We start from the raw sequence: 24,483 nt of genomic DNA, 5'->3' as shown, positions 1-24,483 counted from the left end.
TATCGCCGCGTTGAGTGGCTCATCAATTAAGGAAGTATCTATGTCTAACAAAATGACTGGTTTAGTAAAATGGTTTAACTCTGATAAAGGTTTTGGCTTTATCACGCCTAACGATGGCAGCAAGGATGTATTCGTCCATTTCTCTGCTATCCAGAGCGACAACTACAAAACTCTTGATGAAGGTCAGCAAGTGTCCTTCACCATTGAAAACGGCGCTAAAGGCCCTGCAGCTGGCAACGTAACGCCGCTGTAAGCCCCGCCCATTATCAGTGACGCTTACAATAGCGATGAAGGCAACAGCCTGAGCAGATAAGTTCTGCTGATAATAAATCAACCCGCTTCCTGCGGGTTTTTTATTGCCTAAAATTTGCGTAACACATTATGGCAGGACATTGCGGCCATCGACGTGCAGGCCTGGCTTTGCGGGCATCCTGTTAGCTAACAGCAAAAATGAGTTTTTACACTAATTTTCAATAACCTGCGCTATCCCCCACCATCAAGTCACTCTCTCAATTCCTTTTTTTAACGGCCAGGGACGTCAGTTGGCTAAATTTTTCATAAACTTAAGGTGCGTTAACCATGTAATCCGCAGATAACCGGGAAGACAACGGTTACTGAATTTTTGTGACTTACCTGACAACCAAAGGTTGTTGGCTGGATATAAGGGAAAACAATGCCATTACTATTTGGTGAGTTATCTGGTGCTCCGGTATGGGTGCCTGCTGTATTGCTCGTCACGCTTTCACTCATACTGGGTTTCCTGGCTCGATTTATACTTCTCAGATTCATTCGCTACTGGCAGAGCCGTGACAGAAAGCTCTTCAAATCGCTTGAAAAGCATCTTAGTGGGTCGATGTTTCTTTTTATTCCCTTGCTGCTGATAAATGTGGGGGTTAACTATATAAGCATTCATCCGGATTCACTTGCCTTTATAACCACCACCACCAACGTATTTATTATCTTATCACTTTGCTCGATTTTAATTCGCTTGACGAATGTCGCTCAGGATATGCTGTTTATCCGTTATGACATTAATCTTTCAAATAATTTACGCGCCCGAAAAATACGCACTCAGATAATTTACGTCAAAAAGGTCGCGATCGTACTGCTCGTGTCATTCTGCCTCTCTCTGATTCTGTTGAGCTTTCCGGGTGTGCGAAAATTCGGCACGACAATCCTCGCCGGTGCTGGGGTTGCCGGGATAATCATTGGTTTTGCCCTGCAGAAATCGCTGGTGAACCTGTTCGCCGGTATTCAAATCGCCTTTACGCAACCGATAAAGATTGATGATGCGGTGGTGGTTGAAAATGAATGGGGCTGGATTGAGGAGATAAACCTAACCTACGTGGTGGTGCGCATCTGGGACTTACGCCGGTTGGTGCTGCCAATTACCTACTTCACCGAAAATGCCTTCCAGAACTGGACGCGGAATAATGCGCAAATATTAGGCTCGGTTTTTCTTTACCTTGATTACTCCATGCCCTTAGATCCTCTGCGTAAACATTTTGAAAAAGTATTGAGTGAAACCAAACTCTGGGATCAACAAACTCAGGTGCTCCAGGTTACCGATACTAATGATAAAACCATGACGATCAGATTATTAATGACGGCACAGAACTCCCCTACAGCCTGGGATTTGCGCTGCTACGTGCGGGAAAAAATGATTGAGTTTATTCAGCAAAATTATCCGCAGAGCCTGCCTCACGTGAGAGCAACACTGACTGAAGCCGCTACTAAGGAGTTGGCTTAGACCGTCGTGGATGACAATAAAATCAGGAAGATGATTGAACGGTCACCTTAACACGGTCATGCAATTATCACCTCAGAACAATGATTCTGGTGATACCATTATTAAACCCTGAAGCTCAGGGTTTTTTATTACCTTGGATTTGATGATGCGATGCTGGAATGATTACTGTATCCAACTTATGCGACGTCAATCAGTTATGTAAAATGACTGCCTTATAAATAAGGATTTTTATGTTGCGCAAACCTCAGCTGGTCGGCTTACCCATTTTAATCACATCGCTATTTCTTCTCACTGGCTGCCCGCCGCCTGCCGATTTCACCCAATGGCAGCGCCCTTCAACCACCGAAGATGACGTTAGGGCAGCGATGGCAGAGTGTGGCGAACCTACGGCAGGTTCATTAAGCCGCTTGCCCGCTAACGAACAGGCGTTGCAGTTCCAGTGTATGCAGCGGCTTGGTTTTACCCGGAAAAGTGGATTCGATTTCTGTGAAGTCAGGAAAGCGCTTCCGGCCTGCGTTGAGGCAAAACAGGGGCATCCCCTTAGCGTGTCCCAACTTGAAGCGTTGCCTTTTGACGCTGATGAGGGCTTCTACCCGATAAAGCCGGATTCGGGCCGATCTGAAGATATGCAGGTTAGCTGGCGTAAAGTGGGAGCATCACAACACTATTCAGTTGAGGTTGCCAACAATCAGCAAGCACTGCCGATGATGTACGCCTGCGGTTATCCGAAACCTCTCGGCTCGAATCTGAAGGTCGCCAGCATTGGACGCACAGCCAAAGCGCAACGCTGTATGATCGACCATGGCTTTGAACCGAAGAACAAAATGATGCTGGTTTGCCGACCTTATCCGCAGGTGACGAGTTGTGAAGGTAACGGCGAAGGAAGCTGATATCGCGTCATGTTCGCTCTGGCTGATGTCGATTGGCAGAACCAAAAATAAGTCATCTTCGGGGAAACCCGCAGATTGCCCCGGAAATAAGCTATAGAGGTGAAAGAGACGCAACCTCATGCTGAAAAACATAGGGATCAGAGATCAGTTCAAAGACTTCATCACCCGGATACGTCACAGCCACATGATAGTGTTCTCCGGCAAATGCGCGTACTGCAGCCAAATCCTGCCAGTACGTCGCCAGGAAGAAATGCTCCCAATCACCCTGCGTTTGCCTCAGCACAAATGCGCCCTTGTTTCCTTGCACACTGGCTGAGTGCTCCACGCCTGTTTCGTCCAGGTGTTTAGCGAAGCTCTCCGCATGTCTTAGCGGAACGCAACCGTGCCATGTCCTTACAATCATTCGCTTTTCCTCTTTTATTAGCGGGATGTTAACCATACCATTAGAAGAACGGCAGACTATAACGGAGATAAAAATCATGCACTGGTTTGGTCAGGAGGAATTCGAGGTTCACCTGGAGTGGGGCTTATCTGCCGTGGATTATTTAACCACAGACGTTGACTGTGCCGTAATCGTTGACGTGATGTCATTTTCAACCTGTGTTAGCCTGGCTGTCGATAACGGAGCGCGCATCTATCCCTATCCGTGGAAAGATGAATCGATCATTGAATATGGTTTAAAAAATTGGAGCACAAGCCGCCAGTCCGAACAGAAGATTCAGCGGTAAATGTTACAGCCTGTCGCCCGCGTCAATCATGACAATAAGCGAAGGTGAAAAACTCGTACTTCCCCCCCCAACGGCTCGGCAATTTCTTTTAAAGCAAGAGATACAGGCGTTACGGTTTTCAGCGGTTGTTTCAGGAATCTGGCTGCCACGGCAAAAGCTTGCAGAGACTTTAAACGTATCCTCATCATTCCGTGTGGAGAACGATGGCCCAATGGTAGCCTTCGCCCATCACTTGAAGATTATGTGGCAGCGGGTGGCATTATTGCCGCGATGGGGCGCATTAATTGTTCTCCGGAAGCACAGGCCGCGATTGCCGTCTGGCAATTTCAGCAGCAACAAAATTTGCGGCAACTTCGCGAATGTTCATCCGCATTAGAACTGCGTCAGCGTGGATTTGATGAAGACGTGAAGCTCTGTTTGAAGGTTGATGCAGCAAAACTGGCATGCCGACTCCATGACGATTTTTATGCATCGCATTTTGAGTGAGCGAAGGTTCATGTGTGGAGGAGTGACTAGATTCCGGGTTGGCCCTTACAGTTAGACTTCATCTGCTTTGTTCCAATAGCGGATGTTGCTTTCAATTTACTGTAAGTATTTCGGGCAATCTTAGAACGGGACATGCAGGTTAAGACCTAAGAGCTTAAGCTATAGGCTTGTTAGTCCTCCCTGACAGAGGGATGTATACATAGCGCATGTGGAGCATAGCGCGGATGCGTAATATATATAAGAATGAAAGCGTTCCTGACATTTTTCTTGAAGTGTGTACAATGTTAAATGCATCATTTGGTTGATGTTCATCCAGAAACTTGAAACTGAAACCATACTTAACCTGCATCATACATCAGAAATAGAAGTGTTTTTTTGGCCGCTACTGGGAAGAATTGAATGCCTCAAAACAGCAAAATCATAACTAATCAAAGAATCAACTCAATTAAAATAGGGAGGTTAAAATGTGTAAATGAGTTGAACGAAATTTTCTTTCATCCACATTCATTAACCGCCATTCTTGGTCCCAATGGAAGTGGTAAATCCACCATTCTCCATGCATTAGCAAGTATATATATGCCAGAAGAGGGATTTCCTGGTGAGGATAATAAACTTGGCGACTTTTTTCCTCGAAGTCCTCAAGCAGAATGGAATGGCAGTAACTTCAATATCAACATAACATACCGTCGTGATGGATCCTTAATCGAAAATGAGATAAAAAATTACGGGAAAGCTGAAAACAGAGGCTCTCGATGGATTCAAATATATGCTAGGCGTCCAATGCGTGAAGTCTACTATTTGGGCATCGATAAATGCGTGCCGATGATTGAATCAGAGAAAAATAATAATGTAAAATATGAAACAAGCAATGTAAGCAGCGCACTAATAACTATGATGCTTAACAAAGCTTCTTACATATTAAATAAAAGATATACAAGTTTTAATCATCATCAAAAACCTAATGGCTCTAAATTTATTGGTGTGGAAATTGACGGCCTTGCTTACTCATCTCTTAGCATGAGCGCAGGTGAACAAAAGATATTCCTGATTCTTGAGACTGTTTTTAAAGCAGATAAAAATGCCCTGATTTTAATTGATGAACTTGACCTATTATTACACGATGAAGCGTTAAAAAAATTAATTTATGTGTTATCTTCCCACGCAAATGAGAAAAATAAACAGATCATCTTTACAACACATCGTGAATTAATAATAGACTTGGCTGATAAAGTCAATATACGACATATTGTATCACTGGACAATAGGTCATATTGCTTTGACGAAACAAAACCTGATGCTATTAACAGGTTAACAGGAGAGCAAGTTAAACCTCTGGAAATTTTTGTTGAAGATGATTTGGCAAACGCAATTGCCAGAAAAATATGCTCTTCACTTCAAGCTAGCAGATACGTGAAAATATATATGTTTGGCGCAGCGATAAATGCGTTTACGTTACTTTCTAGCTCTCTTATTAGAGGTGAGGATATATCACACAAAATCTATATATTAGATGGTGATGAGTATAGCACGCCGGTAGCAAAATCCACCGCTCTAGATAGGGTATTAACCGGTACAGAAGAAAGAACTCGACAACTGAAGGTTGAAGGTCAAGGAAAGGTTATTCAGTTCAATCTTCCAGACAACCTTAAGCCTGAAACGTACCTCCATCAATTAATAACTGAAATTTCTATTGATGGTTTAGAAAATGACGCCTTAGAAATTATCACTGTTGCTAACAGCATTCGCTTCGAAATGGACTCGCATAGATATATCACTAACATAATTGATAGGTTAGGTTTGGACCGAGCATCGGGCTTAGCAAAGATTATAGATCTTGCATCAAAACACCCTGATTGGATCAGTTATATACAAAGTGTATCTGATTGGCTGACTCCCTTAGTTGAGCAGTTAAGAGAACGAATGAACTAAATGAAAATTTCTTACAGCTTTCAAGAGATATGAGATCAACTCTGAACCTCCGCTGCTCGCTCATATCGTTGCAGCTACAAATACCAAAACTTTATCATTCATATTTTACAGTTAGCGGCAAATGCATGGCCCTCATATATTTAGGGCGACCCCAAAGAATCGCCCTACACTGCGCGCTCTAATCCATCGCTATCGCCATCATGCATATCTCCGCTGCCTAAGCGCATAGACCAGCACAACGACAAAGCACAGCAGCGGCAAACCGTAAGCCACGGCCGTACTGACTTTGTCAGAGATCAGCCCCATGAAATAGGGCATTATCGCACCGCCGACAATTGCCATGATCATAAATGAGCTGGCCTGTTTGGTAGACTGACCGAGATTTTTCACTCCCATGGCAAAGATGGTCGGGAACATGGTGGACATAAAGAAGAAGATGGCGATCAGCGCAATGACGGAGACATCACCAGCGCCCAGCATCACAATGCCACACAGCACGATGTTGATCAGCGCATAGGCCGCCAGCATCGCTGCCGGTTTCACTCGGCCCATCAGCCAGGTGGAAAAGAAGCGTCCCACCATAAAACAGATCATCGCAACCGAAAGCATATAAGCCGCGCTTTGGTTAGTGACGCCGTGCCAGTGCTCGGTGGCGTAGTTAATAAAGAAGGCGCCAACCCCAACCTGGGCGGCGACATAGAAGAACTGCGCAATCACCCCGCCGACAAAGTGTTTTTGCTGCCATAACGTGGCGCCGGGCTGCTGCACATGTTCGCTCGCGGACTCACGAATGTCCGGCAACGCGGTACGTTTAAATAACAGCGCAATAGCGAGCACCACACACGCAATCACGACATAGGTCATTTTGACGCTGTCCTGCGCAGCTTCCTGACTGGCATGAGTAAAGAACAGCGAGCCACCAATCATTGGCCCAACAAACTGCCCCAAGCCATTAAAGGATTGCGCCAGATTAAGACGACGCTCCGCGCCGTTGGCATCGCCCAGCACCGTGGCATACGGGTTAGCCGCGGTTTCCAGACAGCCAAGCCCGCAAGCCAGCACGAACAGCGCCAGCAGAAATACCGAGAAATCATTGACCATCGCCGCGGGTACAAACAGCAGCGCACCAATGGCGTACAGCGATAATCCCGCCAAAATACCGGCCTTGTAGCCGTGACGACGCATAAAATAGCCGGCCGGCAGCGCGACAATAAAATAGGCACCGAAATAGGCCGCCTGTAATAGTCCCGATTGCGCTTTGGTGACGTTTAACGTTTCCTGAAAGTGTTTATTCAGCACATCCAGCAGGCCGTATGACACGCCCCACATGAAAAACAGGGTGGTAATTAGCATGAACGCCCAGCGCAGGCTAATAGTTCCCCCGACGCCCATATTTTCTGGCGTCTCGACGCGTTGTGTAGACATGGTTATATCCTCGTAGGGTACAGTCGGTAAGTGTTGTTATTGGTCCTGCAAAGAGAATATTCGCGCCATCGCCACCCATTTTTCCCCTGCGGGCGTCCACGGCGTTGGCTGCTGAAACTGCCACATCAGCGCTTCCCAGCGCTGAATATGCGGATTCTGTTCAGCGGCCTGAGCAAAATCCTGCGCGTTAAACCGATCGTTCACCTCCATCACCATAAAAAGTCGGGTGCCAAGCCGGTAGATCTCCATATTGACGAGGCCATGCTGGCGTAGATGCTGCGCCACTTCCGGCCAGATGCGTTGATGCAGGCGCTGGTATTCAGCGATCTTGTCGGCCTCATCTACCAGATCCAGCGCCAGACAATAGCGTTCGGTTACGCCACTCATAACAGCGCCCGATCGAGATGCAGATAGCCACCATCAACGCTCAGCCACTCGCCCGTGGTGTGGGAAGCGCGCGACGACAGCAAAAACACGACGGTGTTAGCGATCTCTTCCGGTGTGGTCATGCGTTGGCCGAGTGGAATACGCTGGGTGATTTTCGCCAGTTCGCCCTGCGGATCGGCAAAGGTGCCGATCCAGCGCTCATACAGCGGCGTCATCACTTCGGCGGGCACCACGGCGTTAACCCGCACACCGCTGCTACGCAGTGACACCGCCCACTCCCGCGTCAGTGCCAGAATTGCCCCTTTCGCCGCGCAGTAGCCGCTGGTGCCGCCCTGCCCGCTCAACGCGGTTTTTGAGGCAATATTGACGATGGCTCCTCTGCTGTTTTCCAGCGCGCGCTGGCAGAAATGCGTCATCTGGTAATAGTGGATGAGGTTCTTTTCCAGCGAGCTGACAAAAGCGCTGCGCCCCGCTTCCAGCCCAACGCCATCGTTGACGCCCGCATTGTTCACCAGTCCGTCGATGCGGCCAAACTGTTGCTGCACGGCTTCAACCGCACGCTGGCAGTTCTGCTCATCGCACAGATCGGCCAGCAGCACTTCCGTATGCGGTTGCAGCTCGCGCAGGTTGGCCAGCCACATCTCATCGGGCTGCGCGTTGCTGACGATCACCGGAATGGCGCCCTCTTCCGCCAGCAAACGTGAGATGGCCGCACCGATGCCCGATCCGCCGCCGGTGACGATAATCACTTTATCCTGCAAAAACAGATTCATGCTTCTCTCCTGTCAGGCTATATACCTGCGCCGCCGTGTTGCCCCAAATGGCGGCCTGTTCGTCGGCTGCAAGCTCAGCCGTCGCGTCCTCAATCAGCTGCGCCACCGCGTGGTACTCCGCTGCCAGCAGGCAGACGGGCCAGTCTGAGCCAAACATCAGGCGCTGCGGACCGAAACGCGCCAGCGCCTCATCGATAAAAGGCCGCAGCTGCGCACTGTGCCATTGACCCTGCGGCGCCTCGGTCACCAGACCCGATAATTTGCAGACCACGTGCGGCATTGCGGCCAGTTCCGCCACCTGTTCGCCCCACGCCTGCGCGCCGCGCGCAATATCCGGTTTGCCGAGGTGATCAAGCACCAGCCAGTGGCGATCGTGCTGCGCGGCAAATTGAGTGGCGTCTGCCAGATGCCGCCAGGTCACCAGCATTTCCCATACGTAATCACGCTGCTGCAGCTGACGGATGCCGCTCGCCACGCGCGGTTGTCGTAGCCATGCGGCAGGATCGCGCTCATCCTGCACCTGATGGCGGAATCCCCGCAGCAGCGGATGCTGCAACGCTTCCAGCTGCGGCGTCAGGTCCATCGCGCTGACGTCAATCCAGCCAACTACCTGTGTTGCCGCTTGCTGCTGCGCCCACTGCAACAGCTGCTGCGTCTCCGCTACACACTGCCGCGCCTGAACCGCAATTGAGCCCTGCAGCTGACGTTGCGCCAGCAGCGGTGCGAGATCGTCCGGTAAATAATCCTGTTGCAGGCGCGTCATGGATTCCGCGATCCACGCATAATCCTGCGTGTCGTAGCGCCAGAAATGCTGATGAGCGTCGATTCGCACCTTAGCCTCCCTGCGCGCGATAGCGGTATTGCTCGCGCGAAGCGGGATACATCTCGATCGAGAAGCCGGGCGCGGTGGGCGGCATATAGGCGGCGCCGCGCACTTCGCACGGATGTAAAAAGTGTTCATGCAGATGATCGACATACTCGATGACTCGGCCTTCATGGCTACCGGCAATGCAAACGAAGTCGATCATCGACAGGTGCTGGACGTATTCGCACAATCCAACGCCGCCTGCATGCGGACACACCGGCAACTGGTATTTCGCTGCCATTAGCATCACCGCCAGTACTTCATTTACGCCACCGAGGCGACAAGCGTCGATCTGCACCACGTCAATCGCTTCGCGCATAATCAGCTGCTTGAAGATGATGCGGTTCTGGCACATTTCACCGGTTGCCACCTTCACCGGCGCGACGCCCTGGCGAATTTTGCGATGCCCTTCAATATCATCCGGGCTGGTGGGTTCCTCAATAAACCACGGTTGCGCGAAGGCCAGCTGCTGCACCCAATCAATCGCGTCATTCACTTCCCACACCTGGTTAGCATCGATCATTAACTGGCGATCCGGTCCCAGCACTTCACGCGCAATGCGCACACGGCGAATATCATCTGCGAGGTCACGTCCGACTTTCAGCTTGATGTGTGAGAATCCGGCATCGACCGCCTGCTGGCACAGGCGACGCAGTTTATCGTCGTCGTAACCGAGCCAGCCCGCCGAGGTGGTGTAGCAGGGATAACCGTGCTGCTCCAGCTCACGGATGCGCTGCGCTTTGCCAGCCTGCTGCGCCGTCAACAGTGCCAGCGCTTCGTCCGGCGTGATGCAGTCAGTGAGGTAGCGGAAATCGATGCAGCGCACCAGCTCCTGCGGCGACATATCGGCCACCAGCCGCCACAGCGGCTTCTCTTCCGATTTCGCCCACAGATCCCATACTGCGTTGACCACCGCACCGGTCGCCAGGTGAATCGCGCCTTTATCCGGGCCGATCCAGCGCAGCTGGCTGTCGCTGGTTATGTCGCGCCAGAACTGCCCCATATCGGCGGTGATTGACTCCAGCTGACGGCCGACAATCAGGTGTTCCAGGGCGCGTATCGCCGCACAGCAAATTTCATTGCCGCGCCCAATGGTAAAGGTGAGTCCGTGACCACTCATCGCCGCGTTATCCGTCTCGATGATGACGTAAGCAGCCGAGTAATCAGGATCCGGATTCATCGCATCCGAACCGTCGAGCTGTTCGGAGGTGGGAAAACGGATATCTTCCACCCGCAGTGCGGTAAGTCTGGTCATTGTTCGCTGCCCTCGGTGATTTGACGCTGCTCGCCCAACCCGGCGATACCTAACCTGATGACTTGCCCTGCTCGCAGATAGACCGGCGGTTTTTGCCCCATGCCGACGCCCGGCGGTGTGCCGGTTGAGATGATGTCGCCCGGCTGCAAGCTCATAAACCGACTGAGATAGCTGATGATGTGCGCGACCGTGAAGATCATGGTGCGGGTGTTGCCGTTCTGATAGCGCCTGCCGTCCACTTCCAGCCACAGATCGAGCTGCTGCGGATCGGCGATTTCATCGGCGGTCCCCAGCCACGGACCAATCGGACCAAAGGTGTCGCAGCCTTTACCTTTGTCCCAGGTGCCGCCGCGCTCAATTTGATATTCACGTTCCGAGACGTCGTTGACCACGCAGTAACCCGCCACATGTGACAGCGCATCCGCTTCTGCGATGTAGCTGCCGCCTTTGCCGATCACCACGCCCAGCTCTACTTCCCAGTCGGTTTTCACTGAACCGCGAGGAATGCGCACCGCATCGTTTGGCCCCACCACGGCGCTGGTCCATTTGCTAAACACCACCGGCTCTTGCGGGATGTCAGCACCGGTTTCGGCGGCATGATCGGCATAGTTCAGGCCGATACAGATAAATTTGCCGATATGCCCAACGCAGGCGCCAATGCGCGGTTGGCCGCTGATTTTGGGCAGTTCACTGAGCGGCAGCTGACGCAGCCTTTCCAGTTCTGCAGGCAGTAGCGCATCGCCGGCGATGTCATCGATAAAGTGCGACAAATCGCGCAGTTCACCTTGTTGATCCAGCATTGCCGGACGCTCTTTTCCCGGCTCGCCCACTCGTAATAATTTCATGACTGCACTCCTGTTAGTTGCTCCAGCCGCCATCAATAATCTGTGCGGTGCCGGTGATATAAGCGCTGGCATCGGAAGCCAGATAGGCCGCCAGATAAGCGATCTCCTCTGTGGTGCCGATACGGCCAATGGGCTGACGTGCGACAAAGGCGTCATACACTTCCGCCTCCGTGCGGCCTTCCGCCTCGGCCTGCGCGGCGATGCGCTGGCGTAGCGAAGGTGAATCGACCGTGCCGGGGCAGATGGCGTTGCAGCGGATGCCTTCACCGATGTAATCCGCTGCCACCGAACGCGTCAGGCCAATCACCGCCGCTTTGGTCGCGCTGTAGGCAAAGCGATTGACCACGCCTTTCACACTGGATGCCACCGATGACATGTTAATGATCGAGCCCTGCTGCTGTTGCAGCATCCCCGGCAGAAATGCCTGAATCATGTGAAACATCGCCGTGACGTTGAGGTCGAGCGCGAACTGCCACTCCTTTTCGCTGCACGCCAGCAGGCTGCCGCTGTGGACCACACCAGCACAGTTAAACAGCACATCGAGCGTGCCGAGCTCCTGCGCCGCCGCGCCAATTGCCTGACGATCGGTGACATCCAGCTGATAAGCGCGGATACCTTGCAGATCGTGTAGCGCGGCAAGGTTGATATCGCTGGCAATAACCTCTGCGCCCTGCTGCGCAAAGTAACGCGCGCTGGCCAAGCCGATGCCTTGCCCGGCGGCGGTGATTAACACGCGTTTTCCGGATAAATTCATTGCATTTCCTCTGGTCCAAAGATCTAATGGTCAGGCCATTAAAAGTGAGTTTTACCCTTGTGAGAGGGCAAATAACGCTGGCAACTTTTTCGCTGACGCATTACGTTTTATTGACAATTGCGTAACATTGACAAGTGTGCTGATGATTATTTGTGCATCCGATCACTTAATTTATTTAGACAGGTAGCAGTGCGATGCCGATAAAAAAGATGGAAAACCCCAGGCTTTACAGACAAATAGCCGACCAGTTAATCAAGCTTATCGACAACAACGAATTTCCTCCCGGTAGTCGCCTGCCAGCGGAACGCGAGTTGGCCGAGCAGCTGCAGGTGAGTCGCGCATCGGTACGTGAAGCGCTGATTGCGCTGGAAGTGATTGGGTTGGTGGATGTCAAAGTCGGCAATGGCGTGATTGTCAAAGCGCGGTCGAGTACGCAGGAGCCGGTGATGATGCAGGCCGGGCGCAACCAGTGGATTGAGCCGGACGATGAGCTGGGGATCAATCTGGATTTCTCCACCGAGCTGCCGCCGTTCTCGCTGCTGCAAGCGCGACGCCTGATTGAGCCGGAGGCCGCTGCGCTGGCCGCTGTGCATGCCAGCGATCAGGAATTGGCGCTGATCCGCGCGGCCTATCTGCAAAACTGCGAAGATAATCGCGCGCAATCGCGCACCCATCCCGGCGACCGTTTATTCCATATTCGCATCGCTCAGGCGAGCGGCAATCCGGCGTATGGTTTTATCATTGGCCACCTGCTCGGCCATCGCTATGGCAGCATGTTCCGCATGTTGCAGGCGCACTATACGCCCAGCGATATGCCGCTGGTTTCGGAAACCGAGCATATGGACATTCTCTCGGCGCTAGAAAAACGTGATGCGAAGGCAGCCCGAGCCGCGATGAAGAAGCATATCGACCGGGTGATTGCGACCTTTGAGCGGGTGCAGGAGTGAACGCGCCCGCTGTGGGCTGCTTTTCCCAGGTTGGCAATGGCTGTCAAACTCACTGCGAAAATAGCCGAACCGGACACAAACCCACCAGGTGTCCGGAACCGCCATTTTTAAGCTGATTATCGGATTTTCATTGGGCAACCGAAGAAACTGCAGATGACGGCGCAGCGGGTTTCCTGATGCGGAACCAGATGGCGTACATCGCCGGTAAAAACACCAGCGTCATGATAGTGCCGCCAAACGTACCGCCGATCAGCGTGTATGCCAGCGTGCCCCAGAAAACCGAATGCGTTAGCGGAATAAACGCCAGAATGGCCGCCAGTGCGGTCAATAATACCGGCCTGGCACGCTGCACTGTCGCCTCGACAATCGCATTAAACGGATCGAAACCTTCCCGCTCATTCTGGTGGATTTGACCTATCAAAATCAGCGTATTGCGCATCAGAATACCTGACAGCGCGATCAGTCCGACCAGCGCATTAATGCCGAATGGCTGCTGGAACAGCAGCAGCATCGGAACCACGCCGATCAGCCCTAGCGGCGCCGTCAAAAACACCATAATCATTGCCGAAATTGAACGGACCTGCAGAATGATGATCAGCAGCGTCAGGGCGATCATAATCGGGAACAGTGGAAGCATCGCTTTTGTCGCCTTAGCCGATTCCTCAATCGAGCCAGCCTGCTCGATGCGATATCCCGGCGGCAGTGATGCCATTAGTGGCTGAAGCTCCTGAAGGAGTGCCGATGACACATCCGGGGGCTGCAGTCCGTCGGCGATATCTCCACGCACCGTGATCGTTGGCGTTCTGTCACGCCGGCGCAGCAGCGGCTCTTCCATGCGTATCTCGGTTTCACCAAGCTGCGAGAGGGGAATGCGCTGACCATCGGCGCCAGCGAGCGTCAGTGCATCGATGCGTGCAGGATCGAGGCGCACGTCTCCTGCTGCGCGCCCCGTCACTTCCACAGAGCGGATATCCTCGCGGATTGCCGTGATAGGCGCACCGCTCAGCAGGAATTGCAGCTGCCGAGCTGCCGTGGCAGGCGTCAGCCCCATCGCCTGCAACCGATCCTGATCCAACCTGAAGTGCATCACCGGTACGCGTGAGCCCCAATCGGTGTTGACGGTGCGCATCATTGGGCTGGCCTGCATCAACGCTTTTACCTGCGCCGCCAGCTGACGCAGCTTGTCAGGATCCGGGCCCATCACCCGGTAAGCCACCGGATAAGGCGAGTAAGGGCCGAAAACCAGCTGGGTCACACGCACCTGCGCCTCCGGCGCCAGCCCATCTGCCGCCGCTTTACGCAGCCGTAGCTTCAGCGCTTCGCGTTCCTGCTCCCCATTGGTCAGCACCACTATTTTCGCAAAAGAGGGATCCGGTAGCTCCGGGGCCATCGCCAGGTAGAAGCGCGGCGCACCTTGCCCGATATACGCGGTTACCGTAGTGGTTTCAGGTTGCTTGCGCAGCCACTGCTCAATCCGCGCGGTGGTCAGGCTGGTCTGCTGAATAGCGGTGCCGTAGGGCATCTGCACTTCAACCAGCACCTCAGGACGATCGGAGGTGGGGAAAAACTGTTTTTTCACCACTCCCATGCTGAGGATAGCGACGGCAAAACAGCCCACCACCGCGCCAGCCACCCACCACTTATGCGTGATGACCGTTGCCAATAAGCGTCTGAAGCGATTGTAGTGACGGGTGTTGTAGATTGCCGCGTGGCCACCGGCTACTGGCTTGATCTCAGGCAACATCTTTACGCCGAGATAAGGGGTAAATACCACCGCCACCACCCATGAGGCAATCAGAGCAATCCCCACGATCCAGAACATGTTGCTGGTATATTCCCCCGCCGTTGACTGCGCGAAGCCGTTGGGCATGAAGCCAATCGCCGTGACCAGCGTACCTGCCAGCATGGGTGCCGCCGTATGGCTCCAGGCATAGGCCGACGCCTTAACGCGGTCATAGCCCTCTTCCATTTTTACCACCATCATCTCTATCGCGATGATGGCGTCATCAACCAGTAAGCCCAGCGCGAGAATAAGTGAACCCAGCGTGATGCGGTCAAAGTTTTTCCCGGTGGCGGCCATGACCACGAACACCACGGCAAGCGTCAGCGGCACTGCGGCAGCGACCACAATACCCACACGCCAGCCCATGCTGATAAAGCACACCACCATCACCACCAGCAAAGCCACGAAGAACTTAATCATGAACTCATCGACAGCCGAACTAATGTTTACCGCCTGATCGGAAACCCGGCTCAGCGTCATGCCCAGCGGCATGCCGTCATTGATGTTACCAACCTCTTTTTCCAGTGCCTTACCCAGCTCAAGGCCGTTCCACCCTTCCCTCATTACGACGCTCAACATCAACGCCGGATCGCCATCATTACGGATAAGGAAATCTGGCGGGTCAACATAACCGCGCTCGATCTTCGCGACATCCGCAAGCCGCAGCGTATGGTTAGCCGCAACGACCGGCGTATTACGAATTTTTTCCAGCGTATCCAGCGCGCCATCAAGGCGAATAAACACCTCGGGGCCGCGCGTCTGAACAGAACCGGCGGGCGACAGGGCATTCTGCCCGTTCAGCGCGTTGAAAATCTGCTCTGGCGCTATGCCCAGCGTGGCGAGGCGATCGCTGGAGAAGGAGACATAAATGCGCTCGGCCTGCTCCCCGGTGATGGTCACTTTTTTTACGCCCGGCACGTGCAGCAACTGCTGGCGGAGTTTTTCGGCATCGCGAGTCAGAAAGCGCTGCGGTTCACCTTTGGCTTTCAGGGCATAAAGGGCAAAAACCACGTCTGAGAATTCATCGTTAACCATCGGCCCGATTACACCAGGCGGCAGGTTGCGCGCCTCATCGCTGAGCTTTTTCCGCGCCTGGTAAAACTGCTCCTGCACCTCCGCGGGCGGCGTGCTGTCCTGCAGCGAGACCATGGTGTAAGCCATACCGGGGCGGGTGTACGTCTCGCTGCGATCGTACCACTTCAGCTCCTGCAGGCGTTTCTCCAGCGGTTCGGCAACCTGATCCTGCATCTCCTGCGCGGTGGCACCCGGCCAGGCGGTGATCACCGTGAGCTGCTTGACGGTGAACGGCGGATCTTCAGCTCGCCCCAGTCCGAGAAAAGCGATCACACCTGCTACCGTAACGAGGAGGATGAGGAACAACGTGACTGACCGTTCACGCACCGCTAAGGCCGACAGATTAAAGCGATGCTGGCTCATGGCGTGACGCCTTCTGGCTCTGGCGCTCCGCTGCGGACCGCTTCACCCTCATGAAGCAGATGCGCGCCTAGCGCTGCCACCTGCTCCCCGCCATGAAGCGGACCCGACACGCGTGCGCTGTCATCGCTGATGCCGAGTAGCGTGACTGCGCGCCAGGTCACTTTTGCGGGTTTACCTGTCACCACCCAGACGCCTGGACCGCTCCCGGCATCCCATAATGCACCGAGCGGAATCGACCAGGACTCTCCGGCACCGGCAGATTCAGGAATACGTAACGTGACCGTTGAACCCAGCGGCGCACTGGCAGCGGCACCGCTCAGCACGTAGCGTGCTTCATAGGTACGGGTTGCAGCATCAGCCGCGTCCGACAGCTCGCGCAACCTGGCCTCGTTGACGATCTGGCTGCCATAGATCACGGCCGTCGCTGTCGATCCGACCTGCGGCCGCAGTGTCTCCGGCAGACTGACCATCGCCTCACGCTGCCCGGCTCGCGCAAGGCGTACAACGGTTTGACCGGCGCTGACCACCTGACCGGGATCGGCCAAGGTATCGACTACCACGCCATCTGCGTCAGCGCTCAGTACGGCATATTGCGAAGCGTTGAGCGCTACGCGTGCCTGCGCCTGCGCAGCGCTCAGATCGGCGCGCGCTGCCTCTGCTGCAGCGCGGATTTGACTGTAAGAGGAGGCAGAAACCGCACCGGTGCCGACCAGTCCGCGATAGCGATTCTCATCATCGCCGGCCTGTCGCGCCCGTGCCTGCGCGGCGTTTACCACTCCTTCCGCTGCGCGTACCTGCAAAGCCAGATCGGCCGGGTCGAGTTTCATCAGGAGCTGACCGCGCCTGACGCTTTGGCCCTTATCAACCAGACGTTCGAGGACTTTGCCCGATACGCGAAATCCAAGATCGCTCTGGACGCGCGCCGCAACCGTGCCGGTAAAAACCCGGGCATTTTCTGCGGCAGGCTGCACTGCAGCCGTCCTGATCAGAGGCGGTTGGGTACGCGGATCGTCAGCGGACGATGCCGGTTCGCCGCAGCCGGTCACAAGGCAGGCGACTGAGAAAAACAGGAGATGCCGGAGCATGGGTTACCTTACTCAAGGAAAGTGTGAGCACCCATTCTCTGACTAGTGACCAATTATGTCAATGGTCACTAATTACGGTGCAAGACTCCTTAGTACTAATGCCGCCAATTGGATTGCATCTTCCTCGGCAGTATCAAGGGAGGTCTGGAGCTGAAGAGGATCGGCCAGCGGTTTGAGCACCAGATAAACCGCGGCAGCCGTTTCATCCAGCGCCGTTTTACGCTCAAACTCTCCCGCAGCGCGTCCTTCACGCAGGATGGCCTGTACGGTTGCGCGCAGCGAAGCTTCATATTGGACGGCAGCGGCCCAGTGCTCACGTGAGGACGCCGCGGCGATGTCATACAGTTTACGTTCGCGGAAGAACAGCTCACTGCCTGCCACCGCAAGTGTTTTAAACAGCTGCCTTATTTTTTCCGTGGCTGACGGTGAACTATCCAGCGCGCCATTTAGGCGTGCAGTAATCTCTGTGAGGCAATTGACACAGATGACTTCGCCAATTTCCTGTTTAGAGCCGAAGAATTTATAGATATAGGCTTTAGAGAATCCGATGGATCGTGCGAGATCGGACACGGTGGTTTTTTCAAAACCGTAGTGGCTAAAGTATTCCATTGCGGCAGCGACAATCTGGTCGCGAATGGTGTGATCGGAAGGACCCCGCGTGGCGGCGGGATTTTTTTGCTCTGTCATTATTTAAACCTGCTCATTGAGCGAAGAGTGACGATTTGTGACCATTGGCTATTTTGGTCACATTTACCGGTCGCTTCAAGACCTCATTTACACCGGCTACCAACGTGGAACAGCAAGCCATGCAACCAGCCACTCCGTTAACGCACTGATCTTCGCTGACTGTAACTGGCTGGAAGGCTTCATCAACCAGACGCCGTTTTCGCCAATCGCCGTCTATCCTGGCAGGGCAAGTGGTGATTGATTCGAATGTATGAATGCGGAGAATTAAGACCGCCCGTATGTCATATTGGGTGGCTTAATACTGCTGCCCACTCTGTGCCCCCTCGGCAACGAGTTGGCTGCAATGGCGAAGTAGTACGGATTTTGCTCTGAGGATTGCGACATGACCTCCTTTCATCAACTTACTGCCACCAGTCTGCGAGGCCAGCCCATCTCGATGGCCGAGTACGCTGGCAAACTGGTTCTGGTGGTTAATACCGCCAGCCATTGTGGATTTACGCCACAATACGCTGGCCTTGAAACGCTCTATAAAAAGTACGCCGCTCAGGGGTTGGTGGTGCTTGGGTTTCCCTGCAACCAGTTTGGTAAGCAGGAACCCGGCGGTGCCGACGACATCGCGCAGACCTGTCACATCAACTACGGTGTGAGCTTTCCCATGTTCGAGAAAGTGGCAGTCAACGGCACCGCAACGCACCCAGTGTTTCGTTATCTGAAAGAGGAATTGCCCGGCGTGCTGGGTGGACGGATCAAGTGGAATTTCACTAAGTTCCTGATCGGACGCGACGGCAAACCGCTCAAGCGCTTTGCCCCCTTCACCACCCCGGAAAAAATGGAAACCCTAATCCTCGCCGCTCTTGAAGTCTAACGGTTACTATTATTTGAACCGTCCGCTTTGTGCCAAAAGCGGACATCGAGGACATCACAAACGTTATTTCAGATATCTAAAAGTGTATGGTCCACTTGGGTGGAATGCTTACAGAAGAACCTTTCATCGTACTTAGGAGGCATCGCGCAATCTGGTTTGCACGATCTATCATTGACGCAGTAATTCTCTTTGAAGTAATAGAATGAAAACGGCATTATAACGATACAAAAGAAGCAGTTTCTCTTTCCAAAGCGCATTATATGTTCTCGAGGATTTTGAATGATCATCAGCAGTAAAACGAGTGAAAAACTACGAAACTTAATTAACGAAGGCACTGAATATCGTTCTGGCCCTAATTTGGTTAAGTTTTTTAATGGCCTAGATTTCGATCATTCATATGGACAAGGCTTCCCCTCTCGCTGGAAGTATACAGACGATTGTTTAGAAAAAATCAATGGAACTCCAAAGCTTGATGTTTGCATCAAAGAAGTATTTAATCCTGTCAATTTTATTGGCCGTATTGACGAGTTGGATCGCTTTATCTTTGATTTTAATCAGTACCTGGCTTTTGATAAATGGCAAGTCGTTAGAAAAGAAGCTGAAATAAATTTCAAGAAGCTTCATAAAGTAGAGTTAAAAGAGAGTAGTGTGAAATCCAGTAGCCTATCTGAATCTGACTTTTTAAGTCGTGAGTTTAGGGATTTTACTATCTCTGATTTAGGCTTAGATCTTAACGTAACTGACGTTCTGAACAAGCGAGTCGATGAAATTGAAAAAACTTTTAGTTCGGCAGCTTACCTCTCTACGATATTAATCGCTGGTAGTACTTTAGAAGGGGTATTTCTTGGGTTAGCTTCTAGTTACCCGCGAGCATTTAATACGGTTAAGTCTTCACCTAAGAATCGTGATGGCAAAGTTCAACCTTTTCATGACTGGAATCTCGCAGCATTTATTGATGTCGCAAAAGATTTAGAACTAATTCAGCTTGATACTTATAAGTTTTCGCATATTTTAAGGGATTTTCGTAATTACATTCACCCTTATCAGCAAATGTCATCAGGCTTCACACCAAGAGAGCATACAGCTAAGATTTGTTTACAGGTACTTAAGGCTACAATCACAGAAATAAAATTAAACATTATAAAATTACGCACCTAACTCGATCAGTATTCTTTAAATAACTTACCTGCTCCTCATTAACTAATATGCGACTACATTAGCAAAACATCCATCTGCAGCAGAACAACTGCGAACGTCCGTTGTTGGCTTGTATCGAACATCGTTCTGATCATTAGTACATTATGTACCAAAGGCGGGCATTGTTAAACTCAGCTTGAGTAGATCAAGAGACACAGGCCAATACTAAAAATTGTTTACCAATGCACTAAGCCCAGTTTAATCTTGTGTTTTGACAATATTGCTAACAAAAAAGGGCTGCAGCCCCTTTCATGGTAGAATGCCCACCTTAAGGAAAAGCTATGCTTCCCGACCATTTAAAAGGTTTAAACTTAAGTCCATCCGGCGTGATGACCGTTGAAGGTCGTACCATAAATGTCTGGGACTTTATTCCCCCAACCGATCCAGCGCATCTTGACAGCTGGGCATTGCATTTTCGTCGGCAATATTGTTCAGACCAGGAGATTCCGGTGCTTTTAATGGGGACCGGGATGACAACCGAACAATATCTGAATGCCTACATTTTCCCCGACAAAACCAAAGCGCCCGGCCCTTCAATACGTTCAGGTGACTTCGCTGAATTTCTCATTTCCGATTACCTTGAGTTCACGCTCAATCTCTGGGTTCCTCGTGAAAAATACGCCGACAAGGCAAGCAACAATGAATCTGTTAAAGGTGTTGATATCATTGGCTTCCATCAACTGGACATTACCACCCCCGCCCGGACAGATGCACTGCATGCTTTCGAAGTTAAAGCCTCTCTTTCGGGAAACGCCTATGGCGGCCAACTCCAGAATGCTGTTAACGACGGATCTAACGATCAGCATATAAGGCTGGCTGTCACCTTAAACGCTACGAAACGCAGATTTCATCGGGAAGGGAAAGCTCTTGAAGTAAACCGGATTTCACGTTTCCAGAATCCCGCTGATAACCCATATACATACTTATCAGGTGCTGTAGCTGTTCTCTGCAACACCGCTTTCAATGAAGAAGAACTTGCTGAAACGCTGGCTAAAGCTCACTCAAATGCCGCAGCACTATACCTGATGGTTGTACGCTCTGACATGCAGATGCAACTGGTTCATGAACTTTACGAGAGGGCCTGCAAATGAAGGCCGGCTCCAACAGCAGGCGCCTCTTTGGCATAACGCGTTCCAAAGGCAAGATGTACGAATTTGGTCTGGATGAATCTCAGCACCTCAGAGTGCCAGAGGGGTCAGATCCACTGCAGCTCTTTGTAATGACCATAGCAACGCTTGGGGACGTTACTGGGGTGCTTGCTGAATTACCCCATCCCTTGACTCCCCTTCCCCCTGAATCACAAGCAGAACTCAATTTCTGCGCCAGCTTTTTTGATGCAGTCCTTGATTCAGGGTTCGCACAGGGTCTGGAAAGAACAACATTACTTTTAGCTTCAGCCGCCTATTATGTAGCTCGCAGACCGGGCAGCAGCTTAGTCCTTGCCCGCCGAATTGATTACAGAGCAAAAGGCAACAAAGTCGAGCACTTTCTGCAATGGCTCCTCAAAGCAGACTGGAGCACCTATTGGCCTCTTGATGATGTACGTTATGGATCATTGCTTACTTCCATATCGCTCTCTGTCATAACGCATTTTGCCGAAGGAACCCAACTGCAGCATATTGAAAGCTTACTGAAAATTCTCCGCAGTGAAGTATATAAAATGGGTAGCGCTGAGGAGCTACTTTATGCAGATGTCGCCATATCGGTTTGCCGTATGAGGCTTGCCGCATCTGTATGGTCAACTCTCCCACATTATTCAGGCTTATCCGCAGATTACTGGCGACCGGTCATTCAGAGAGGACGCTTCCCCAAAGAACTCTGGCCTTCGCAGCTGCTTTTGGGGGCCAGTGGGATCTACCGTGGCGCTTCAGGGCTGATTCAGATGCCCACAAGTGCCGGTAAAACGAGGTCGATTGAGTTGGTCCTGCGCAGTGCATTTATGTCCGGGCGCACCAGGCTTGCGGTCGTTGTCGCCCCTTTCCGGGCACTATGTCATGAAATCGCGTTGTCACTGCGACAGGATCTGGCTGGCGATGACATTAAAGTCAATGAACTGACGGATGCCCTTCAGATTGACTTTGTTGAACAGATTGCAGAACTGCTGGGAAGTGCTCCACCCTCAACATCGAATGTACTGGTCCTTACGCCAGAAAAGTTTCTCTATGTACTGCGCCAGTCACCTCAGGTTTTTAAACATGTTGGTCTTGTCGTTTACGACGAGGGTCACCAGTTCGATACCGGCTGGAGAGGAATAACTTATGAACTATTGCTCACCGAAATCAAGGGATTACTTTCTGACACTTCGCAGACTCTGCTTATTTCAGCTGTTATGCAAAACCCGCAGGCGATTGCAAGCTGGCTGATGGGTGCGGATAAGGCACAGGTTATTGACGGCGCAACGCTGTTACCCACCAGCCGGTCTGTTGCTTTTGCAAGCTGGACTGAATCGCTTGGGCAGTTGATGTTTCATGAAAATGGTTATGACAGAGAAGACTACTTTGTGCCGAGAATAATCAAAGAAGCACAACTTTCGGGACTCAAAGCTGACAGCGCGACATTTCCTACCCGGGCGAAATCGAGCGACGTATCGCTCTACTTGGGTCTGCGGGTTGCAGGTAAGGGTTCCGTTGCCATTTTCTGCGGAACAAAATTAATTGCAAACGGCATAGCAAAGAGGGCGGTACAGATTGCGGAGGCGGGATATAACACCATATGGCCTGCGGCCTACGCTGATCCTGAAGAAGTCAGCGCACTTAAAACAACTATCGAAGGTAACTTCGGAAGCAACGCTCTCCTCTTTAAAGCCGCTGAGCTGGGTATATATACGCATCACAGCAATACACCTCAGGGTATTCGCCTAGCACTCGAACACGGAATGCAGCAAGGGCTCATTAATTTTATTGCGTGTACATCCACCCTCGCTCAGGGTGTAAACCTGCCTATTCGTTATCTTATCGTGCAGGGCGTTAATCAGGGAGCCGGGCTTGTAAAAGTCCGCGATTTTCAGAATCTGATAGGGCGTGCCGGCCGCGCCGGAATGCATACTGAAGGTGTGGTCATCTTCGCTGATTCAACTGTTTGGGACAGAAGGACAAGCTGGCAGGAGTCGTGGAAATTCCAAAACGCCGTTGAGCTGCTGTCTCCTGACCGAGCAGAAGGGGTCACCAGCTCGCTGCTTTTATTATTGAAACCTTTTGCGCTTTCCCGTACCCAGGAATGGCGTTTTAGCGGGGAGTATCTGCTGGATTTGATAGATAATGAGGCGGAGTGGGAACGCTGGGCGCAGCACGTGGCAAATACAGTCCCTCGCCTTATCAAGAAGAAAAAAGATGAGCTGGAGAAAACGCTGTTGCGATCCCTGGCCGAGCGTAAAAAAATGACGCATACGCTTGAAAGCTACTTAATGGCAAACTGTGCGACCATTTCTACTACCGCATTTGAACAGAGGGCCGGCGAACTTGCTCGCGATACCCTGGCATACTCGCTGGCCTCTGCAGAAGAAGCAGGCAAATTGGAGGAGTACTTCAGACTGGTCGCCAGACGCATTGAGTCGGTGGAAAGCTCGCCTGTTAAGCAGGCATTTTTCGGCAAAACATTGCTCGGTGCAAAGCAGACTAAACGCATAGAGACTTGGTCAGATGAGCACAGAGACATGCTTTTAACGCTGGATTCTGTTGATGCATGGCTCACTGCTGTATGGCCACTGCTAGCTGAACTCTGTGACAGCCGTTTTTTCCGCAACGTCGAGCCAGTTGATGCGGGCTTCCAGCTCGCACTCCTGTGGATGAGCGGAACGAGCTATGGCGAGATATTCAGAGAAGCGGTGCAGATGCAGGTTAAAAAGAAAGCCGGCAAGCTTAAACGGAAGGTGAGCGACGACGATATTATTCAGTTTTTGGAGAGCTCGCTGGCATTTGATTGCTCGCTCATTCTGGCAGCGCTCGCGCAATTCCTCTTTACCCCGGAAGATCTAATTGGGGATCCTGGAGCATCGCTCGCGCATTTCCAGAAGAGCCTAAAATATGGCCTTCCGGATACCTTGTCCATGAGTGCATTTGAGGCCGGATTCGCTGACCGTTTTATTTCACAAGCAATTCGTGATGCTCTCCTGCAAAAGGGATATGGAGGAAGCTCATTTAATGAGGCTTGGAAGATTCATCTGAGTGCTATTGAGCAAGTCATCAAAGCTACCCCAGCATATTTTAAGTATGTTTTGAGCTCATATTGATGCCAGTCGTGACCTGCTCCCGGTTAATTGATACTCGAATACTTAAGCAACATCTTGATGGACTTTAGTGTAAATACGATCGTCTGCTTTTCGCTCATAGCGGACCTTATTTCCGCGTCCGCTTCGTGCCATAAGCGGACATAAAGTACTGATTATCTAGTTTCCAT

Annotated in this window: 21 protein-coding genes and 1 pseudogene; 11 read left to right on the top strand and 11 right to left on the bottom strand. The window is 51.8% G+C overall.

All coding sequences use genetic code 11. The annotated features are described in order from the left end of the window. Window positions 1-40 precede the first annotated feature (40 nt). From cspA to PMI17_RS02830, 3 genes are all read left to right on the top strand, one after another. Window positions 41-253 carry an RNA chaperone/antiterminator CspA gene (gene cspA / locus PMI17_RS02840; protein WP_007885867.1) on the top strand — a complete coding sequence of 71 codons (213 nt, stop codon included), beginning with the start codon at window positions 41-43 and terminating at the stop codon, window positions 251-253. Between the two features lie 420 nt (window positions 254-673). Continuing rightward, a complete protein-coding gene (locus PMI17_RS02835) occupies window positions 674-1,750 on the top strand; it encodes a mechanosensitive ion channel family protein (protein ID WP_007885865.1) in 1,077 nt (358 codons plus the stop codon). 230 nt (window positions 1,751-1,980) lie between these two features. After that, window positions 1,981-2,640 (top strand): hypothetical protein, encoded by a 660-nt coding sequence (locus tag PMI17_RS02830; RefSeq protein ID WP_007885863.1) that lies wholly within the window; start codon window positions 1,981-1,983, stop codon window positions 2,638-2,640. Between the two features lie 91 nt (window positions 2,641-2,731). On the opposite strand, the gene PMI17_RS02825 is transcribed toward PMI17_RS02830, so the two are convergent. Next, window positions 2,732-3,043, bottom strand: coding sequence for a hypothetical protein (locus PMI17_RS02825; RefSeq protein ID WP_007885862.1), 312 nt, complete (start codon window positions 3,041-3,043; stop codon window positions 2,732-2,734). Between the two features lie 76 nt (window positions 3,044-3,119). Here PMI17_RS02825 and PMI17_RS02820 point away from each other — a divergent pair. Continuing rightward, window positions 3,120-3,854 (top strand): annotated as a pseudogene (locus PMI17_RS02820) (2-phosphosulfolactate phosphatase). Between the two features lie 399 nt (window positions 3,855-4,253). Then, on the top strand, window positions 4,254-5,783 hold the full coding sequence (locus PMI17_RS02815) for an AAA family ATPase (RefSeq protein ID WP_007885860.1): 1,530 nt from the start codon (window positions 4,254-4,256) through the stop codon (window positions 5,781-5,783). 198 nt (window positions 5,784-5,981) lie between these two features. Here PMI17_RS02815 and fucP read toward each other — a convergent pair whose 3' ends face one another. The 7 genes from fucP to PMI17_RS02780 are packed head-to-tail and all read right to left on the bottom strand — an operon-like array spanning window position 5,982 to window position 12,087. After that, complete coding sequence (gene fucP / locus PMI17_RS02810; protein WP_007885859.1) at window positions 5,982-7,208, bottom strand: L-fucose:H+ symporter permease; 1,227 nt, start codon at window positions 7,206-7,208, stop codon at window positions 5,982-5,984. A gap of 36 nt (window positions 7,209-7,244) precedes the next feature. Next, the gene (locus tag PMI17_RS02805; protein WP_007885858.1) at window positions 7,245-7,595 is read right to left on the bottom strand and encodes an L-rhamnose mutarotase; all 351 of its coding nucleotides are present in this window, start codon (window positions 7,593-7,595) and stop codon (window positions 7,245-7,247) included. After that, the gene (locus tag PMI17_RS02800; RefSeq protein ID WP_007885857.1) at window positions 7,592-8,368 is read right to left on the bottom strand and encodes an SDR family oxidoreductase; all 777 of its coding nucleotides are present in this window, start codon (window positions 8,366-8,368) and stop codon (window positions 7,592-7,594) included. The genes PMI17_RS02805 and PMI17_RS02800 overlap by 4 nt, the downstream gene beginning before the upstream one ends. Next, a complete protein-coding gene (locus tag PMI17_RS02795) occupies window positions 8,346-9,200 on the bottom strand; it encodes an amidohydrolase (protein WP_007885856.1) in 855 nt (284 codons plus the stop codon). The genes PMI17_RS02800 and PMI17_RS02795 overlap by 23 nt, the downstream gene beginning before the upstream one ends. A 1-nt stretch (window position 9,201) precedes the next feature. Next, complete coding sequence (locus PMI17_RS02790) at window positions 9,202-10,488, bottom strand: L-fuconate dehydratase (RefSeq protein ID WP_007885855.1); 1,287 nt, start codon at window positions 10,486-10,488, stop codon at window positions 9,202-9,204. Beyond that, the gene (locus tag PMI17_RS02785; protein WP_007885854.1) at window positions 10,485-11,333 is read right to left on the bottom strand and encodes a fumarylacetoacetate hydrolase family protein; all 849 of its coding nucleotides are present in this window, start codon (window positions 11,331-11,333) and stop codon (window positions 10,485-10,487) included. Before PMI17_RS02785 ends, PMI17_RS02790 begins: the two co-directional genes overlap by 4 nt. Before the next feature lie 13 nt (window positions 11,334-11,346). Then, on the bottom strand, window positions 11,347-12,087 hold the full coding sequence (locus PMI17_RS02780; protein ID WP_007885853.1) for an SDR family oxidoreductase: 741 nt from the start codon (window positions 12,085-12,087) through the stop codon (window positions 11,347-11,349). Between the two features lie 194 nt (window positions 12,088-12,281). Here PMI17_RS02780 and PMI17_RS02775 point away from each other — a divergent pair, with 194 nt between their 5' ends. Then, window positions 12,282-13,034, top strand: a complete 753-nt coding sequence (locus PMI17_RS02775; RefSeq protein WP_007885852.1) for a FadR/GntR family transcriptional regulator — start codon at window positions 12,282-12,284, stop codon at window positions 13,032-13,034. A 127-nt stretch (window positions 13,035-13,161) separates the two neighbouring features. Here the strand turns inward: PMI17_RS02775 and PMI17_RS02770 are convergent, their stop codons facing one another. The 3 genes from PMI17_RS02770 to PMI17_RS02760 form a co-directional block, all read right to left on the bottom strand. Beyond that, window positions 13,162-16,254: an efflux RND transporter permease subunit gene (locus PMI17_RS02770; RefSeq protein ID WP_007885851.1), complete on the bottom strand. Its 3,093-nt coding sequence runs from the start codon at window positions 16,252-16,254 to the stop codon at window positions 13,162-13,164. Continuing rightward, window positions 16,251-17,339 (bottom strand): efflux RND transporter periplasmic adaptor subunit, encoded by a 1,089-nt coding sequence (locus PMI17_RS02765; protein WP_007885850.1) that lies wholly within the window; start codon window positions 17,337-17,339, stop codon window positions 16,251-16,253. Before PMI17_RS02765 ends, PMI17_RS02770 begins: the two co-directional genes overlap by 4 nt. 72 nt (window positions 17,340-17,411) lie before the next feature. Beyond that, on the bottom strand, window positions 17,412-18,026 hold the full coding sequence (locus tag PMI17_RS02760; protein WP_007885848.1) for a TetR/AcrR family transcriptional regulator: 615 nt from the start codon (window positions 18,024-18,026) through the stop codon (window positions 17,412-17,414). Window positions 18,027-18,063: 37 nt separating this feature from the next. On the opposite strand from PMI17_RS02760, the gene PMI17_RS25305 reads away from it, so the two are divergent. The 5 genes from PMI17_RS25305 (at window position 18,064) to PMI17_RS02740 (ending at window position 24,316) form a co-directional block, all read left to right on the top strand. Next, window positions 18,064-18,267, top strand: coding sequence for a hypothetical protein (locus PMI17_RS25305; RefSeq protein ID WP_157178861.1), 204 nt, complete (start codon window positions 18,064-18,066; stop codon window positions 18,265-18,267). Between the two features lie 141 nt (window positions 18,268-18,408). After that, entirely contained in the window at window positions 18,409-18,891 is a 483-nt protein-coding gene (locus PMI17_RS02755; RefSeq protein WP_007885846.1) for a glutathione peroxidase, read from the top strand. A gap of 279 nt (window positions 18,892-19,170) precedes the next feature. Then, a complete protein-coding gene (locus PMI17_RS02750; RefSeq protein WP_007885838.1) occupies window positions 19,171-20,049 on the top strand; it encodes a hypothetical protein in 879 nt (292 codons plus the stop codon). A 320-nt stretch (window positions 20,050-20,369) separates the two neighbouring features. Beyond that, window positions 20,370-21,179 carry a hypothetical protein gene (locus PMI17_RS02745; protein ID WP_007885836.1) on the top strand — a complete coding sequence of 270 codons (810 nt, stop codon included), beginning with the start codon at window positions 20,370-20,372 and terminating at the stop codon, window positions 21,177-21,179. Then, on the top strand, window positions 21,176-24,316 hold the full coding sequence (locus tag PMI17_RS02740) for a DEAD/DEAH box helicase (RefSeq protein WP_007885835.1): 3,141 nt from the start codon (window positions 21,176-21,178) through the stop codon (window positions 24,314-24,316). Before PMI17_RS02745 ends, PMI17_RS02740 begins: the two co-directional genes overlap by 4 nt. Window positions 24,317-24,483: the final 167 nt, after the last annotated feature.

The organism is Pantoea sp. GM01, assembly GCF_000282675.1.
GTDB lineage: Bacteria > Pseudomonadota > Gammaproteobacteria > Enterobacterales > Enterobacteriaceae > Pantoea > Pantoea nemavictus.
This window is presented reverse-complemented; position numbering and strand designations above follow the sequence as displayed.